11 protein-coding genes are annotated in these 16,104 nt (G+C 65.6%); all 11 read left to right on the plus strand.

Translation table 11 applies throughout. The features are described 5' to 3' along the window. Window positions 1-150 precede the first annotated feature (150 nt). The 11 genes from ACCQ09_RS11680 (at window position 151) to ACCQ09_RS11730 (ending at window position 15,932) form a co-directional block, all read left to right on the plus strand. Window positions 151-891, plus strand: coding sequence for a flagellar motor protein (locus ACCQ09_RS11680; RefSeq protein ID WP_012438311.1), 741 nt, complete (start codon window positions 151-153; stop codon window positions 889-891). Between the two features lie 7 nt (window positions 892-898). Next, window positions 899-1,873, plus strand: a complete 975-nt coding sequence (motD, locus tag ACCQ09_RS11685; protein WP_012438310.1) for a flagellar motor protein MotD — start codon at window positions 899-901, stop codon at window positions 1,871-1,873. Window position 1,874: 1 nt separating this feature from the next. Continuing rightward, the gene (locus ACCQ09_RS11690; RefSeq protein ID WP_011269794.1) at window positions 1,875-2,657 is read left to right on the plus strand and encodes a ParA family protein; all 783 of its coding nucleotides are present in this window, start codon (window positions 1,875-1,877) and stop codon (window positions 2,655-2,657) included. Continuing rightward, entirely contained in the window at window positions 2,654-3,883 is a 1,230-nt protein-coding gene (locus ACCQ09_RS11695) for a chemotaxis protein CheW (protein WP_040941351.1), read from the plus strand. The genes ACCQ09_RS11690 and ACCQ09_RS11695 overlap by 4 nt, the downstream gene beginning before the upstream one ends. Window positions 3,884-3,980: 97 nt before the next feature. Continuing rightward, a complete protein-coding gene (locus tag ACCQ09_RS11700; RefSeq protein ID WP_011037055.1) occupies window positions 3,981-4,289 on the plus strand; it encodes an STAS domain-containing protein in 309 nt (102 codons plus the stop codon). Continuing rightward, window positions 4,286-4,651 carry a response regulator gene (locus ACCQ09_RS11705; RefSeq protein ID WP_002806565.1) on the plus strand — a complete coding sequence of 122 codons (366 nt, stop codon included), beginning with the start codon at window positions 4,286-4,288 and terminating at the stop codon, window positions 4,649-4,651. The genes ACCQ09_RS11700 and ACCQ09_RS11705 overlap by 4 nt, the downstream gene beginning before the upstream one ends. A 33-nt stretch (window positions 4,652-4,684) precedes the next feature. Further along, a complete protein-coding gene (locus ACCQ09_RS11710) occupies window positions 4,685-6,688 on the plus strand; it encodes a chemotaxis protein CheA (protein ID WP_011037054.1) in 2,004 nt (667 codons plus the stop codon). Window positions 6,689-7,137: 449 nt separating this feature from the next. Beyond that, window positions 7,138-9,402 (plus strand): methyl-accepting chemotaxis protein, encoded by a 2,265-nt coding sequence (locus tag ACCQ09_RS11715; RefSeq protein ID WP_047677145.1) that lies wholly within the window; start codon window positions 7,138-7,140, stop codon window positions 9,400-9,402. Between the two features lie 237 nt (window positions 9,403-9,639). Beyond that, window positions 9,640-10,173 carry an MCP four helix bundle domain-containing protein gene (locus ACCQ09_RS11720; RefSeq protein ID WP_040941354.1) on the plus strand — a complete coding sequence of 178 codons (534 nt, stop codon included), beginning with the start codon at window positions 9,640-9,642 and terminating at the stop codon, window positions 10,171-10,173. A gap of 738 nt (window positions 10,174-10,911) precedes the next feature. Then, on the plus strand, window positions 10,912-13,083 hold the full coding sequence (locus ACCQ09_RS11725; RefSeq protein WP_040941355.1) for a methyl-accepting chemotaxis protein: 2,172 nt from the start codon (window positions 10,912-10,914) through the stop codon (window positions 13,081-13,083). Window positions 13,084-13,142: 59 nt separating this feature from the next. After that, complete coding sequence (locus tag ACCQ09_RS11730; RefSeq protein ID WP_040941356.1) at window positions 13,143-15,932, plus strand: methyl-accepting chemotaxis protein; 2,790 nt, start codon at window positions 13,143-13,145, stop codon at window positions 15,930-15,932. Window positions 15,933-16,104 lie beyond the last annotated feature (172 nt).

Below are 16,104 nucleotides of genomic sequence, written 5' to 3' on the forward strand. Positions count from 1 at the left end.
ACCTGTTACGACCGAGGGACCGGTCCCCCGCCGCGCTACCGCTCTCAGCGCAGTCGGCAATTGAAGACCCATACCCAGAACGACAACTTTCTGGCGCACTGGACCGCGCGCATCTATCAAGTCCGCCCGGCCTGGGCCGATACCGCTTCCATGGACAGACTCAGCCTCATTGGACTGGTGCTTGCGATCGTGGCGATCGTGGGCGGCAGCGTGTTGAAAGGTGCCGGCATTTCGTCGCTATGGTCGCCGGCCGCCTTCGTGATCGTCATCGTCGGCACCGTGGCCGCGATCCTGCTGCACACCTCGCCGGCGGTTTTCCGGCGCGCCTTCAAGATTGTGCGCTGGGTGATCCAGCCGCCGGCCAGCGACCGCGAGCGGCTGCTGGCGCGCATCGTGGAGTGGAGCAATATTGCCCGCCGCCAGGGCCTGCTGGGCCTGGAAGATCAGCTCGGCCGCCAGGACGACGCCTTCCTGCGCAAAGGGCTGCAGATGCTGGTGGATGGCGTGGAGCCCGAATCCATGCGCCACATGCTGGAGATCGAGGTCGACAACCAGGAGCGCCAGGATCTTGCCGCCGCCAAGGTGTTCGAGGGCATGGGCATCTATGCGCCCACGCTGGGCATCATCGGTGCGGTCCTCGGGTTGATGGCGGTGATGAAGAACCTGGCCGACCCGTCCATGCTCGGCCACGGCATCGCTGCCGCGTTCACCGCCACCATCTATGGCATCGCCTCGGCCAATCTGCTGTTCCTGCCGGTGGCCGCCAAGCTCAAGAGCGTCATCCACTGCAGCACCAACGAGCGCGAAATGGCTATCGAAGGGCTGATCGCCATCGCCCAGGGCGAGAACCCGCGCAACATCGAGTCGAAATTGGCAGGCTACTTGCATTAGCCCTGTCATGGCCCGCCGTCGCAAACATCACGAAGACCATGGCAACCACGAAGCGTGGGCGATTCCGTATGCCGATCTGATGACGCTGCTGCTGGCGTTCTTCGTGGTCATGTACGCCATCTCCTCGCTCAACGAAGGCAAGTACAAGGTGATGGCGCAGGCGCTGACCACCGCCTTCGGTGGCTCCTCCAAGGCCGCAAGCCCCGTGCAGCTGGGCAACACCCAGAGCCTGGGCGCGGACTACGACCGCCCTTCGGTGATCAAGGCCGGCGCGCCGATGGCCGCCTCCAACGGGCCTACCGACCCCACCATCCTGCCGTCGATGGCCGCGCAGATGCGCATGCCGGTGTCGCTGCGCAATCAGGCGCAGCTGGCACGCGCGCAGCGGCAGATGGATGCGGTGGCGCAGCAGTTGAACAAGACCCTGTCGCCGCTGATCGACAAGCAACTCATCACCATCCGCCGCCGCGATCTGTGGATCGAGGTGGAGATCAACAGCGACATCCTGTTCGTCACCGGCTCTGCGCTGCTGGCCGGGAGCGCGCGCGGCACCCTGTCCACCCTGGCGGCAGTGTTGCGCGATGCCCCCAACGGCGTGCGCGTGGAGGGCTATACCGACAACCAGCCCATCGCCACCGCGCAGTTCCCCTCCAACTGGGAATTGTCGGCGGCGCGTGCCGCCAGCGTGGTGCACCTGTTCGCCGATGAAGGCGTCGCCCCGCAACGATTGGCGATGGTTGGCTATGGAGAATTCCGCGCACGTGCCGATAACAGCACCGAGGCGGGACGGAATGCGAACCGGCGTGTGGTGTTGATCATCCTCGCTGACTCGGCTGGCTCACTCGCACCCGATCCGCCATCGCAGATCCATGCGACCGCCGCCGGGGCGCCGAAGCTTCCCAAGTCTGACGGCGGCCAAACGGCCGTCACCACCGAAAGCGGCACAAGTTCCGTCCCCGCCGTAATTGAAGGAGTGCACTGAGATGCGTATCTGGGCAATCGCCAACCAAAAGGGCGGCGTGGGCAAGACCACCACGACGCTGGCACTGGGTCGCGGCCTGGCCGCGCTCGGGCACCGGGTGCTGTTGATCGACCTCGATCCGCACTCGTCACTCACCCGCGCGTTCGGCGTGGCCGTGGACCCGCCGCCGCGCGGCGTGCTGGACCTGTTCGGCACCCCGCCGAGTGACCTGGCCAGCCTGGCGCACGAAAGCGCCATCCCCGGCCTGTCCTACGTGTGCGCACAGGCCGCCCTGGCCACGCTGGAGCGCCGCAGCGCCAACCAGCCTGGCCTGGGCCTGGCCCTGCAGAACGCCATGGCCCGGCATGCCGGCCAGCACGACTACATCCTGCTCGACTGCCCGCCTACGCTGGGCCTGTTGATGATCAACGCGCTGGCCGCCTGCGACCGCGTGGTGGTGCCGACCCAGGCCGAACCGCTCGCCTTGCACGGCTTGGCCAGCATGGTGCGCACCGCCGACATGGTGCAGCGCTCGCGCCGGCGCGATTTGCCGGTATCGATCCTGCCCACCCTGTTCGACCGCCGCACCCGCGCCGGCAACGAAACGCTGAAAGAAATGCAGACCACCTACGGCCCGGTGGTGTGGGAAGACGCGGTGCCGATGGATACACGCATCTGCAACGCCGCCGCCCTCACCGTGCCGGCCACCACCACCGATTACCAGGGCCGCGGCTTGTCCGCGTATCGCCGCGCGCTGGAATGGGTGCTGGCCGATGACGCGATGCGGATGGAGCAAGCGGCATGAGCAACCACACCGCCAATGGTGAGCTGGACGATTATCTGGAAGGCCTGCTGCACGATGCCGGCGTCGAGATCGACGTGGCCACGGTCACCGTCGTCACCAGCGCAGCGCCAGTGGCTGCCGAGGCAGACCTCGCGCAGGCCGATGACATGGCACTGGCGGAACCGCCGGTGCAGGCCACTGCAGCACCGCAGGTGAGCGCCCCGGTGCTCAGCGCCGAAGCGATCGCCGCCGATTTTCTCGCCGAAATGGACGCCGACCCGGCGTTCGGCCCGCCGGTAGTTGCCGCGCCGAGCGCCGACGACATCGCGGCGGATTTCCTGGCCGAGATGGATGCCGATCCGGCATTCGCGCCGCGCGTGGTAGCCCCCAGTGCCGCCGACATCGCCGCCGATTTCCTGGCCGAAATGGATGCAGACCCCGCCTTCGGCCCGCCGGTGGCAGCTGCACCGAGTGCTGCAGATATCGCGGCAGATTTCCTCGCCGAGATGGATGCGGACCCCGCCTTCGCCACGGCCGCGCCCAGCCCATTCATGAGCACTGCAGATCTGATGGCCGAGATGGATGCCGACCCGGCATTCGCCAGCGCAGAACCCAGCGCCGACATGATCGCCGCCGACCTGCTGGCAGAACTGGATTCGGACCCGGCCTTCGGGCTGGACACCGCACCGGTGGCCATCCCCGCACCTGCACGTCCGGCACCGGCACCCGCGCGTGCTGCGCCTGCGCCGGTCTACCCGCAGGGCCTGCAGGCACTGCTGGCACCGGGCCAGGCCGAACACATCCACGCCGAGCGCCGTGCCAGCGAGCGCAGTACGCGCTGGCTGCGTCTGCGCTGCGGCGAACAAACCTATGCGCTGGAACTGCTCAAGGTGCAGGAAGTGGTATTGCCGGTGCCGCTGCTGCCGCTGCGCGGTACGCCCAGCGCCATGCTCGGCATCATGAACCTGCGTGGCCAGGTGGTGCCGGTGATCGACCTGGGCATCCACCTGGGCTCATCGCCGGTGGACATGGACCTGCACACCCGCGTGGTGGTGCTGGAAGAGAACGGCGAAACCATGGGCCTGCGCGTGTCGGCGGTAGAAGACGTCACCAGCCTCACCGATCACCAGATCGAGCCGCCGGACAACGCCCGCCTGTGCCGCATTTCCAACAACCTGTTCCGTGGCGTGGCGCGCCTGGGCCATCACCCGATGATCCTGCTCGACGCCACCCACCTGCTGCATTAATGCGCGCATGGTGCCGCGCACCAATGCGCCGATTCAACGTTAAAGCTTTCCCGCCCGCCGCCGTTAGTACGCATAGAACCATCCGTTCGGAGCAACAATGAGCACAGTGATATTGGGTGAGGATCTCGGCATCGAGACCAGCGCCGACCTCAAGCAAAAACTGGCTGCAGTCCTGACGCAGGACGGCGAGCTGGTGCTTGACGCCGGCGAAGTCCGGCGCATCCACACCGCAAGCGTGCAGCTGCTCTGCGCTTTCGTGCAGGCCCGCCGCAGTGCGGGGCTGCAGACCGAATTCGATGGCTGCAACGACACTTTTAGAGATGCGGCCCGTCTGCTCGGCGTCACTGACGCGCTCGGACTTTCCGCATCCAATGACAACCTGAAATCTGTGGAGAACGCCGCATGAGCGCACGTATCTTGGTGGTGGACGATTCGGCGTCGATGCGCCAGATGGTCTCTTTCGCCCTCACCTCTGCCGGCTTTGCCGTCGAAGAAGCCGAAGACGGCGCCGTGGCGCTGGGCCGCGCGAAGGGCCAGCGCTTCAATGCGGTGGTGACCGACGTGAACATGCCCAACATGGATGGCATCTCGCTGATCCGCGAACTGCGCCAGCTGCCGGACTACAAGTTCACTCCCATGCTGATGCTGACCACCGAGTCGGCAGCCGACAAGAAATCCGAAGGCAAGGCGGCCGGTGCGACCGGTTGGCTGGTCAAGCCGTTCAATCCCGAACAGCTGATTGCCACCGTCCAGAAAGTCCTGGGTTAACCCTTCCTCGTTTCACGATCGGATTTCACGCCCATGAGCATGGACCTGCAACGTTTCCACGCCACCTTTTTCGAGGAAAGCCGTGAAGGGCTCGACGCGATGGAGGCCGGGCTGCTGTCCCTGGAAGAGGGAAACCGCGACCCGGAAATCATCAACTCGGTGTTCCGCGCCGCGCACTCCATCAAGGGCGGTGCGGCCACCTTCGGCTTTGAAGCCGTCGCCGGCCTGACCCACGTGCTGGAAACGCTGCTGGACGAGCTGCGCTCCAACAAGCGCCAGCTCGAACCCAATGCGGTCGATGCCATGCTCGGCTCGGTCGACGTGCTGCGCGCCCTGTTGCGCGAAGCCGAACACGGCACCCCGGCCGACCCGGCTGCGGTCAAGGCCGTGCACACCCGCTTGAACGCGGTGCTCGCCGGCGAAGCGCCGGCCGCCGTGGTCGTCGCCAAGCCGAAGGAAGAAGAACCCGAAGCCTGGCACATCGGCTTTACCCCGGCGCCGTCGCTGTTCATGAGCGGCAACGACCCGCTGCGCATCATCCGCGAGCTGGAGCATCTTGGTCCGCTGCAGATCGCCGCGCGTCTGGAGCGCATGCCGGGCTTTGAGAACATCGACCCGCTGGAAGCCTACCTGGCCTGGGATCTGGGCCTGATCGGCAAGATTCCGCGCAGCAAGATCGAAGACACCTTTGCCTGGGTCGTGGACGACTGCGAGCTGGACATCCGCCCGATGGCGGTGCCCGGCCCGCCGCCGAGCCTGGCGGTGGAAGCGGCTGGCACTGCTGCCGTCGCGGTTGCGACAACCGCCGCTGCAGAACCTGCTGCCGCCGCTGCCGCCACGCCTGCCAAGGCCGCCGCTGCCGAAGCCGAAAGCTCCATCCGCGTCAGCGTCGACAAGGTCGATGCGCTGATCAACCTGGTCGGCGAACTGGTGATTACGCAGGCCATGCTCAAGCAGGTCTCCACCGGCCTGGACCCGGCGCATGCCGAACAGTTGTTTGCCGGCCTGGATCTGCTCGAACGCAATACCCGCGATCTGCAGGAAGCAGTCATCGGCGTGCGCATGCTCCCCGTGGACGCGGTGTTCCGCCGCTTCCCGCGTCTGGTGCGCGACCTCTCCAGCCGCCTCGGCAAGCAGGTGCGTCTGCGCACGATTGGCGAAAGCACGGAACTGGACAAGGGCTTGATCGAAAAGATTGCCGATCCGTTGGTGCACCTGGTGCGCAACTCGATCGACCATGGTCTGGAAATGCCCGATGCGCGCCGCGCCTCCGGCAAGGATGAAACCGGCACCATCACCCTGGCTGCATCGCACCAGGGCGGTCACATCGTGATCGAAGTCAGCGACGACGGCCGTGGCCTCAATCGCGCCAAGATCCTGGAAAAAGCGGCCGAACGCGGCATTGCCGTGCCGGACAACCCGACTGATTCGCAGGTGTGGGATTTGATCTTCGCACCGGGCTTCTCCACCGCCGATGCCGTCACCGACCTGTCCGGTCGTGGCGTGGGCATGGACGTGGTCCGTCGCAACATCCAGGGCCTGGGTGGCGAAGTGCAGCTGGAAAGCAACGCCGGCAGCGGGACTCGCGTGCTGATCCGTCTGCCGCTGACCCTGGCCATCCTGGACGGCATGACCGTGTCGGTTGCCGGTGAAACCCTGATCCTGCCGCTGTCCTACGTGCTCGAAGCGCTGCAGCCGGCGCCGGAAGATGTCCGCTCGATGGCCGGCGACGGCCGGGTGCTGCGGGTGCGGGGCGAGTATCTGCCGATCCTGTCGCTCACCAATTACTACGGTTTCGGCGGACAACAGTCCTCCAAGGAATCGCTGGTGGTGGTTGTCGAAGGCGACGGCCAGAAGATCGCGCTGGAAGTGGACGAACTGCTCGGTCAGCAGCAGGTCGTGGTCAAGAACATCGAGAACAACTACCGCCGGATTCCGGGCGTCTCCGGCGCCACCATCCTCGGCGATGGTCGCGTCTCGCTGATCGTGGACATCGGTGGCCTGGTGCGCTCGCTGAAGGTGCCGCAGGCCGCGTAATGCAGTCGCCGCGGCGTGGATGCCGCGGCAGTAAGGCTCCACCACGCCATCGCTGCACGATGTGCGCCGGAGCGATCGCCGGCAGTCTGGGGACTGCCGGCATCCGTAACACCCGTTCGGCCCACGACGACCGACGGTAGATCCTGGCCCTTTGTCCGGATCGTCTGTGTAGCGCCGCTTCCAAAGCGGCCAATACGCTCAAGCCCCGGCAGCGATGTCGGGGCTTTTGTTTGCGCGTGTGCGCTCTTATCGACACCCACGCGTAAGCATCGCGGTCTCCATCAGGGCAGGTCACGCATCGCAGCCAGCATGCGTGCGCTCGGCAACGCTTGCCTTGCCGAAGTGAAACCATGAACGCAAGCATGCTGCACTGCAGCAAGACGCTTCAGAATTTCAGCTGGCGAACGCTACCGGTGTATCTCTTTTCACCCTTCCCTTAGAGAAACACCATGAAATTTCTGCATTCCATGACCGTCGGGCGACGCCTGGCGTCGGCATTCGCGTTGCTGATCGTCTTACTTGCCGGCTCCACCACCCTGGCGCTGTACGAGTTCAAGACTGTCAAACACCAGGTCGCGATCATCGTCGAAGTCAATAACCGCAAGGCGGCGCTGCTCAACCAAATGCGCGAGAGCAACATGCTCGGCGAGCGTTATCTGCGCGACTTTATGCTGGCAAGCCCGCAACAGCTGCCGGCCGTCGATGCGCAGCTCAAGGCCAATCGCGCACATTACGCGCAGCTGTGGGCGGCGTTGAAACAACTACCAACCAACAGCGACGGCATGCGCGCACGGCAGGCCATCGAAGACAGCCTCACCGCTGCACGCGCCACCAACGGCCGCCTGCTCGACCTGGTGCGCGCTGGCGACCTGGAGGGTGCAAAGCGGCTGCTCAGCGGCCAGGCGCAGCCATTGCTTGAGCGTCGCTCCAAGGCGATTGCCTCCGCGGTGGAATTGCAGAACCAGCAGAATGCCGCCGGTGCCGACACCATTTTGAGCAGCGTTGCGCTGGCAAACCGTGCATTGATCGCCTTCGGCCTGCTCGCGGCCGGCCTGGCCGCCGCGTTGGCGTGGCTGATTTCGCGCAGCCTGGTGCGTCCGCTCAAGCAGGCCACGCAGGTGGCCGAGGCCATCGCGCACGGCAAGCTGGATAACCCGATCGGCCTGCAACCGGGCGACGAACCTGGCCAATTGTTGACCAGCATGCGCGGCATGCAGGATCAGCTCAAGGCGGTAGCAGCCGCGCAGCAGGACATGGCGCGCCGGCACGACGCCGGCCAGATCAGCTTCCGCATGGATCAGGCGGCGTTTCCCGGCGAGTACGGCAGCATGGTGCGCGATACCAATGCACTGGTCGCTTCGCATATCGAAGTCAAGATGAAACTGGCGCAGATCATGTCGCGCTATGCCATCGGCGACATGAGCCAGGACATGGACCGCCTGCCCGGCGAGAAGGCCGTGCTCAGCGACACCATGGATGCGGTCAAGCGCAACCTCTCGGCGATGAACAGCCAGATCCAGCTACTCGCGCAGGCGGCCGCCAATGGCGACTTCAGCGTACGCGGCGACACGCAGCGGTTTCAGCATGATTTTCTGGCGATGGTGGAAAGCCTTAACCAGTTGATGGCCACTGCCGATGGCAACCTCGGTGCGTTGTCCAAGGTGCTGCAAGCCATTGCCGCCGGCGATCTGACAGAGCGCATGCACGGCCAGTTCCACGGCGTGTTCGCGCAGATGCGCGACAACGCCAATGCCACCACCGAACAGTTGTCCGCCATCGTCGGGCGTATCCAGCTGGCTACCAGCGCGATCGACACCGCTGCCGGCGAAATCGCTGCCGGCAATAACGACCTGTCGCAGCGCACCGAGCAGCAAGCCGCCAATCTGGAAGAAACCGCCGCCTCGATGGAAGAACTCACTTCCACGGTGAAGCAGAACGCCGAGCACGCCAGCCAGGCCAATCAGCTCGCCATCGGCGCCGCGGCCGTGGCCTCGCAAGGTGGCGAAGTCGTCGCCAAGGTGGTCACCACCATGGCCGACATCCAGGGCTCTTCGAAGAAGATTGCCGAGATCATCAGCGTCATCGACGGCATTGCGTTCCAGACCAATATCCTGGCCTTGAATGCGGCCGTGGAAGCGGCGCGTGCCGGCGATCAGGGCCGCGGCTTTGCGGTGGTGGCCAGCGAGGTGCGCACCCTGGCCCAGCGCTCGGCCGGCGCGGCGAAGGAGATCAAGGAGTTGATCGACGATTCGGTGAGCAAGGTGGCCGAAGGCTCGGTGCTGGTGGACCAGGCCGGTACCACCATGGCCGAGATCGTCGCCAGCGTGCAGCGTGTGACCGACATCATGGGCGAGATCTCCGCCGCCTCGCAGGAGCAGTCGTCCGGCATCGAGCAGGTCAACCTCACCGTCACCCAGATGGACGAAGCCACCCAGCAAAACGCCGCTTTGGTCGAAGAAGCCACTGCGGCTGCGCGTTCGATGGAAGAACAGGCCGGCCAGTTGTCCGATGCGGTGTCGATCTTCAAGCTGCAGCAGCAGAGTGCACCGGTGGCGGTTGCCAGCCTGCCCACGGCCACGCGTGTTGCCGGCAAGGCGCCGGCCAGCAAGCAGGCTGCGAGCACAAAGCCCGCATCTGCCAAGCCGCGAGCTGCCGCACGTCCGGTGGCCGCCGTAACGGCTTCGGCTGGCGACTCGAGCTGGCACGAGTTCTAAGCGGTAACCGCGCAACTGCCTGGCCGTCGCCAGGACGGGAGTGTCAGCGCAGCTCAAAACGCCCCGATCCTGTCGGGGCGTTTTGCTATGTGGCGGCCACCGGACGATGGTCCGCGCCCCGGCAGCCGGTAGTCCTTGACCCTGCCGTTGGTCGAAAGGTGATCAAGCACACCCTCCTGCGGCCGATACAGACAGCAATGAGGGCTGTCTGGCCCACACCACGTCGAGGAAGCCTGCATGCACACCACCAAGTCCATTCGTTCTGCGCACCACCTGTTGGGCTGTGCGCTCGGCGTGGCCATGCTGGCGGCCTGCGTGTCGTTGCCGCCGTCACTGGCAACGCCGGCGGCGCCTGCCTCGGTGTTGCTGGACAACGTCCCGGTGGGCGCGCTGCAGTCGCTGGCGATCGACCTGGTGCAACTGCGCAACACGCAGCGTGCACAGCTTGCCGCCGCGCACGACCCAGCCCGCATCGACGCCTACGACGAACGCCTGGGCAATCTGCGTCAGCGCATCGCGCGCCACGCAGGCTACGTCCAGGCCACCGTGCCGCACGGCGAACAGGCGCAGCAGTTCGCGCGTGTGCAGCAGCAACTGGGGCAGTACCTGGCGCAACACCGGCAAGCCAATCGCGCCCTGCATGATGGCGATCTGCATGCTGCCCAGGCGTTGTCGCTGGGCTATGCCGGCGACACGCGGCACCTGCTGTGGACCGAACTGCAGACCCTGCAGCAATCGGTCGCCAGCGTGAGCAGCATTCCGCGCCGTTGAGGTCGCGGCAAGGCCGCAGCGCATCGCGCGCGGCCCTGCCATCGCAATGCATGCAGCGCTCATTGCCGATCCACGCCAGCGCTTACTCGAAGCACGTGTGCAGTTGCGGTTGCGCAGCGTAACCAGCGATGGACTCACAGTGCTGCCGACCACACGGCAGGACTTGCGATCAACAAAAGCGCAGGCGGCGCCACCTTTAGCCCTGCCGATCGCCCTCGCCTCGTAGATCAGACGCGGAGGTCAGAGATGTCGCGCGCCACTGGCAGCTACTGCTTGCCAAGTGGGTAACGCGTGGCTTCGCTGAAAATCCAGCAGCCGTGCAGCAGCCGCACGAAGACGTCAGTGCGTCACGAGACGGCTGCTCCGAGATTAGTGTCTGCAGTAGCCAGCCCTGGCATGCGTGCACCGGTCGTCCAGCGCCTGATGACGCGAACGCGCGCCGGGTTCAGTGCGTTGCGTTGCCCACTCATCACATTCCCCGCGGCAGCACGCAGGTCACCCAGCGATGCCAACGCGACGCCCAGTGTGTTGCACACCTCCCAGGGCCGAGGCCGCCACGGCGCCGACGTTCAGTGCGCTGCGTGCAATCGATTGGTGCACCGCCGGCCGTTTGGCACCCCGCAGCCGCTGAATGCGTAATGCGCTAGCACATTGAGTGTCAAGTCGCGCTCAACATTTCTGCGATCTGGTCGCTATTCGACTTAAGCCTGTCACACATTCCCTAGTTGGATACCCGTCATGACGTTCAAGACCACGATTGCAAAAACGCTGGCCAACGTACCGCTCAAGCGCAAGTTCCTCGCCCAGACGGCGCTGGTGGCGCTGGGCATCATTGCGTTGGCGGTGATCGCCGCGCGCATGCAATACGTGGATCTCACCGACACCCGTCGCGATGGCCTCAAGAGCCAGATCGAGATGGCCATGGCGGTGGTCAACGGCTACCAGGAACGCGCCGAAAAGGGCGAGATGGACGTGGACACCGCCAAGAGCCGCGCACTGGCGACGCTCTCCACCATGCGCGCGCGCGGCGGCGTGGATTACATCTACGTCACCGACCAGGCGCCGGTGATGCTGATGCACCCCACCCGCCCCGACCTCAACGGCAAGCCGCTGAACGATGTGCTGAGCCCGGACGGCAAGCGCATCTTCCCGGCCTTCGTCACTGCCGCGCAGGCCGGCGGCGGGTATGTCGACTACACCTGGGCCAAGCCCGGTGAAAAGGACCCGGTGCAGAAGACCTCTTACGCGTCGCTCTACAAGCCGTGGGGCTGGGTGATCGGCACCGGCGTGTACCTGGACGACACCCAGTCGCAGGCGCTGGTATTCACCGGCATCGTGGCTTTCGCCGGCGGTGTGCTGGTCCTGGTCAACCTGCTGGTGGGCTGGCTGATCGGCAACTCGATCCTGGAGCCGGTGGCGCGCGCATTGGCCGCGATCAAGGGCGTGGCACGCGGCGATTTGAGCGTGCGCACCGCCGAGCACGGCAACGACGAAATCGGCCAGATGCTCAAGGCCACCGACGACATGGTGCACACGCTGGAGCGCTTCTCCGCGCAGACCAAGGTGATGATGCACAAGCATGCCGGCGAAGACATCAGCCACCGCATGCCGACCGATTTTCCGGGCGTATACGGCGAACTGGCCGGTGGCATCAACACCATGATCTTCGAACACCTGGATGCCATCGTCGCTGCGGTTGGCATCCTCAACGAATACGCACAGGGCGATTTGTCGCGCGATGCCACGCGCCTGCCCGGCACCCGCGCGGTGCTGCACGAAGCCATGGACGCGGCCAAGGCCAGCCTGTTGGCGATCAACACCGAGATCAAGCGCCTGGCGCAGGCCGCGGCCAATGGCGACTTCAGCCAGCGTGGCGATGCAACCCGCTTCAAGCACGACTCCGCGCGCATGATCAACGACCTCAACGCGATGATGGACGTCAGCGACCGCAACCTGGGCAAGCTGTCCGAGCTGCTGGCCGCACTGGCCGAAGGCGACCTCACCGCGCGCATGGAAGGCGATTTCCACGGCGTGTTCGCACGCATGCGTGACGATGCCAATACCACCGCATTGCAGTTGTCAGGCATCGTGGGGCGTATCCAGCAGGCTGCACAGTCGATCACCGGCTCGGCCAGCGAGATCGCCGCCGGCAACAACGATCTGTCGCAGCGCACCGAACAGCAGGCCGCCAACCTGGAAGAAACCGCTGCCTCGATGGAGGAACTCACCTCCACCGTCAAGCAGAACGCCGAAAGCGCCCGCCAGGCCAACCAGCTGGCCATCGGCGCGGCCGGTGTCGCCTCGCAGGGCGGCCATGTCGTGAGCCAGGTGGTGGACACCATGTCCGGCATCCAGACCTCGTCGAAGAAGATCGCCGAGATCATCAGCGTCATCGACGGTATCGCGTTCCAGACCAACATCCTGGCCTTGAACGCGGCGGTGGAAGCGGCGCGCGCCGGCGAACAGGGCCGTGGGTTTGCGGTCGTCGCCTCGGAAGTGCGCACGCTTGCCCAGCGCTCGGCTGGTGCAGCGAAAGAGATCAAGCACCTCATCGACGATTCGGTGGGCAAGGTCACCCAGGGCGCGGCACTGGTCGACCAAGCCGGCAAGACCATGGCCGACATCGTGTCTTCGGTGCAGCGCGTGACCGACATCATGGGCGAGATCTCCGCCGCCTCGCAGGAACAGTCCGCCGGCATCGAGCAGGTCAACCTCACCATCACCCAGATGGATGAGAGCACCCAGCAGAACGCGGCGCTGGTGGAAGAAGCCACCGCTGCGGCCAATGCGATGCAGCAGCAGGCGCAGCAGCTGGACGATGCGGTGTCTTCGTTCCGCGTCACCGCCACCGTGCCGTCGCTGCGCGCACGCGCCGCACAGCACACCGACGCCCTGCTGGCCAGTTATTGAGTGACGTGTCACGCCCGCCGGCACGGCGGGCTTTTCTCCCCACCATGCAGATCGGCCCAATGACCTCTACGCTCTCTTCCCCACGTCGCGGCGCCAGCCTGGCCTATCGTCTGATGCTGGGGACGGCGGTGGTGGCACTGCTGTGTTTCGGCCTGACTGCCGCCATCACCTACTGGCAAAGCAGCAGCGCGTTGACGGCCTCGGCGCAGGCCACCATGCAGAACGCGGCACGCTATCAGGCCGAGCAGATCGGCAGCGAGCTGGGGCAGGCCCTGACCACCGGCAAGTCCGTGGCCACCACGTTGCTGGTGCAGCGCGCCAACAACAGCATCGACCGCGACACCGCTGCGGCGGTGGTGCACGACCAGCTGCAGGACCATCCCGAGTGGGTCGGCATGGGCACCTTGTGGGAAGCGCAGGCCTTCGACGCGAAAGACAGCGCCTTCGTCAGCGCCAAGGGCCACGACGCCAGCGGCCGCTTCATGACCTACTGGGGACGCGACGGCCAGTCACTGGTGCGCGAACCGCTCACCGATTACGACACCCCGGGCCTGGGCGACTGGAACCTCAAGCCGCGCGAACTTGGCCGCCAGACCGTGGCCGAACCGTACAACTACCAGATCGGCGGCAAGACCGTGCTGATGACCACCTTGTCCACGCCGATCCAGCAAGACGGCACGTTCCTGGGCGTGGTCACCGTGGACATCGCGCTGGCCGCGTTGCAGCAGCGGCTGGGTGCGCTGCGCCCGATGGACAGCGGCTATGTCGAGCTGCTGTCGCCGGGCGGCATTGTGCTGGCCTCGCGCGACACTGCGCGGATCGGCAAGACCTTTACCGATGCGCGTCATCGCGCCGTGCTCGATGCCATCAAGGCCGGCAAGGACGCGGTCGATTTCGTGCCTGATGAGAACGGCGCGGTGAGCGCCTATGTGCCGCTGCAGATCGGCCAGGCGCAGGAACGCTTCGCACTGGGCGTGGTGGTGCCGTACGCCACGATCATGCAGCAGGCGCATCGCCTGCTGTGGACGATTCTGCTGGTGGGCCTGGGCTCGGCACTGGTGCTCAGCATCGCGTTGTTTGCGCTGCTGCGCCGCCAGGTGGTGCGCCCGCTCGATGGCGCCGCACGCGTGGCCGATGCCATTGCCTCGGGCAAGCTGGACAACCAGATCACCGTGCAGCGCCAGGACGAAGTGGGCCGCCTGTTGAGCGCCATGCAGCGCATGCAGAGCGATCTGCGCCAGCGCATCGAACGCGACACCCAGATCGCCAACGAGAACCTGCGCATCCGCACGGCGCTGGAGCACTCGGAGATGGAAGTGCTGCTGGCCGACGAACACCACACTGCGGTGTTCATCACCGAGGCGCTGCACACCTCCTTCAAGCACGGCGAAGCCGCCTTCCACGCCAAGGGCCAGACCGGCTTCAGCGCCGATGCGGTGGTCGGCCAGCCGTTGGAGTACGTGTTTGGCGGCGATGCCGACGGCAAGGCGCGCACGCAGCGCCTGCAGCAACTCACCGCCACCGTCTCCGAGCGCTACATCTTCGGCCCGGTGACGCTGGACCTCACCATGACCCCGCTGTATGCCGGCGATGGCCGGCGTAGCGGCAGCATGCTGCTGTGGCGCAATGTCAGCGCCGAGGTAAGGGTGCAAAACGAAGTGGCCGCCCTGGTGCAGTCGGCGTTGCTGGGCGACTTCACTCAGCGGTTGGCGCTGCAGGACAAGCACGGCTTCTATCTGGAATTCGGCCGCCAGCTCAACGACCTGGTGGACACCACTGCGCAAGGGCTGGAACGCATCTCGCGCCTGCTCAGCGCGCTGGCCGAGGGCGACCTCACCGTGCGCATGGATGGCGACTTCCAGGGCGTGTTTGCGCGCATGCGCGACGACGCCAATGCCACCGTGGCCCAGCTCACCGGCATCGTTTCCGGTATCCAGACTTCGGCAACGCAGATCAATGCGGCTGCCAGCGAAATCGCGGCTGGCAATAACGACCTGTCGCAGCGCACCGAACAACAGGCGGCCAACCTGGAAGAAACCGCCGCCTCGATGGAGGAACTCACTTCCACCGTCAAGCAGAACGCAGAAAGCGCGCGCCAGGCCAACCAGCTCGCAATCGGCGCGGCCAGCGTGGCCTCGCATGGCGGCGAGGTGGTGGCGCAAGTGGTCACCACCATGTCCGGCATCGAAGTGTCATCGAAGAAGATCGCCGAGATCATCAGCGTCATCGACGGCATTGCGTTTCAGACCAATATCCTGGCGCTCAACGCGGCGGTGGAAGCCGCGCGTGCCGGTGAACAGGGCCGCGGGTTTGCCGTGGTCGCCTCGGAAGTGCGCACGCTTGCCCAGCGTTCGGCCGGTGCAGCCAAGGAGATCAAGCACCTGATCGACGATTCGGTGAGCAAGGTGGCGCAGGGCTCCTCGCTGGTGCACCAGGCCGGCACCACCATGGCCGAGATCGTGGCCAGCGTGCAGCGCGTCACCGACATCATGGGTGAGATTTCCGCCGCCTCGCAAGAACAGTCTGCGGGGATCGAGCAGGTCAACCTCACCGTCACCCAGATGGACGAGGCTACCCAGCAAAACGCCGCCCTGGTGGAAGAAGCCACTGCCGCCGCCCGTGCGATGGAAGAACAGGCCGGCCAGCTCAGCGATGCGGTGGCCGTGTTCAAACTGGGCACTACCGCGACGACGACTGCGCCTGTTTCTTTGCCGCGTCGCGCAGCGGTCTCTCCGGCAACGGCGGCGCGCGCATCGGCATCCGTCAAGCACGCACGCACACCCGCAGCAGAGCCGGCCAAAGCGTCAGCCGCATGCCAAAGCAACAAGGAACAGTGGCAGAACTTCTGACTGGCTGGCCGTTCGCTTCGGCCAGCAGCAGCGGACATCTCGATTGCCGGCAAGGCCAAGCCTCCCCTGCTCCTCCAAGCGGCGAACGACAACATCGCAACGACTCACCGTCCCTGGCCCTGGAAAGACCATCTGCTGCGATGCAGCGTTCAGGCACCGCGCGTAAAGAATC

Origin of the sequence: Xanthomonas sp. NCPPB 2586 (assembly GCF_041475775.2) — a bacterium.
GTDB classification, from domain to species: domain Bacteria; phylum Pseudomonadota; class Gammaproteobacteria; order Xanthomonadales; family Xanthomonadaceae; genus Xanthomonas; species Xanthomonas campestris.

Bases quoted from the DNA above. Each gene is read 5' to 3' on its own strand.
- ACCQ09_RS11680 (WP_012438311.1), top strand. From the start codon at position 151: ATGGACAGACTCAGCCTCATTGGACTGGTGCTTGCGATCGTGGCGATC.
- motD (WP_012438310.1), top strand. From the start codon at position 899: ATGGCCCGCCGTCGCAAACATCACGAAGACCATGGCAACCACGAAGCG.
- ACCQ09_RS11690 (WP_011269794.1), top strand. From the start codon at position 1,875: ATGCGTATCTGGGCAATCGCCAACCAAAAGGGCGGCGTGGGCAAGACC.
- ACCQ09_RS11695 (WP_040941351.1), top strand. From the start codon at position 2,654: ATGAGCAACCACACCGCCAATGGTGAGCTGGACGATTATCTGGAAGGC.
- ACCQ09_RS11700 (WP_011037055.1), top strand. From the start codon at position 3,981: ATGAGCACAGTGATATTGGGTGAGGATCTCGGCATCGAGACCAGCGCC.
- ACCQ09_RS11705 (WP_002806565.1), top strand. From the start codon at position 4,286: ATGAGCGCACGTATCTTGGTGGTGGACGATTCGGCGTCGATGCGCCAG.
- ACCQ09_RS11710 (WP_011037054.1), top strand. From the start codon at position 4,685: ATGAGCATGGACCTGCAACGTTTCCACGCCACCTTTTTCGAGGAAAGC.
- ACCQ09_RS11715 (WP_047677145.1), top strand. From the start codon at position 7,138: ATGAAATTTCTGCATTCCATGACCGTCGGGCGACGCCTGGCGTCGGCA.
- ACCQ09_RS11720 (WP_040941354.1), top strand. From the start codon at position 9,640: ATGCACACCACCAAGTCCATTCGTTCTGCGCACCACCTGTTGGGCTGT.
- ACCQ09_RS11725 (WP_040941355.1), top strand. From the start codon at position 10,912: ATGACGTTCAAGACCACGATTGCAAAAACGCTGGCCAACGTACCGCTC.
- ACCQ09_RS11730 (WP_040941356.1), top strand. From the start codon at position 13,143: ATGACCTCTACGCTCTCTTCCCCACGTCGCGGCGCCAGCCTGGCCTAT.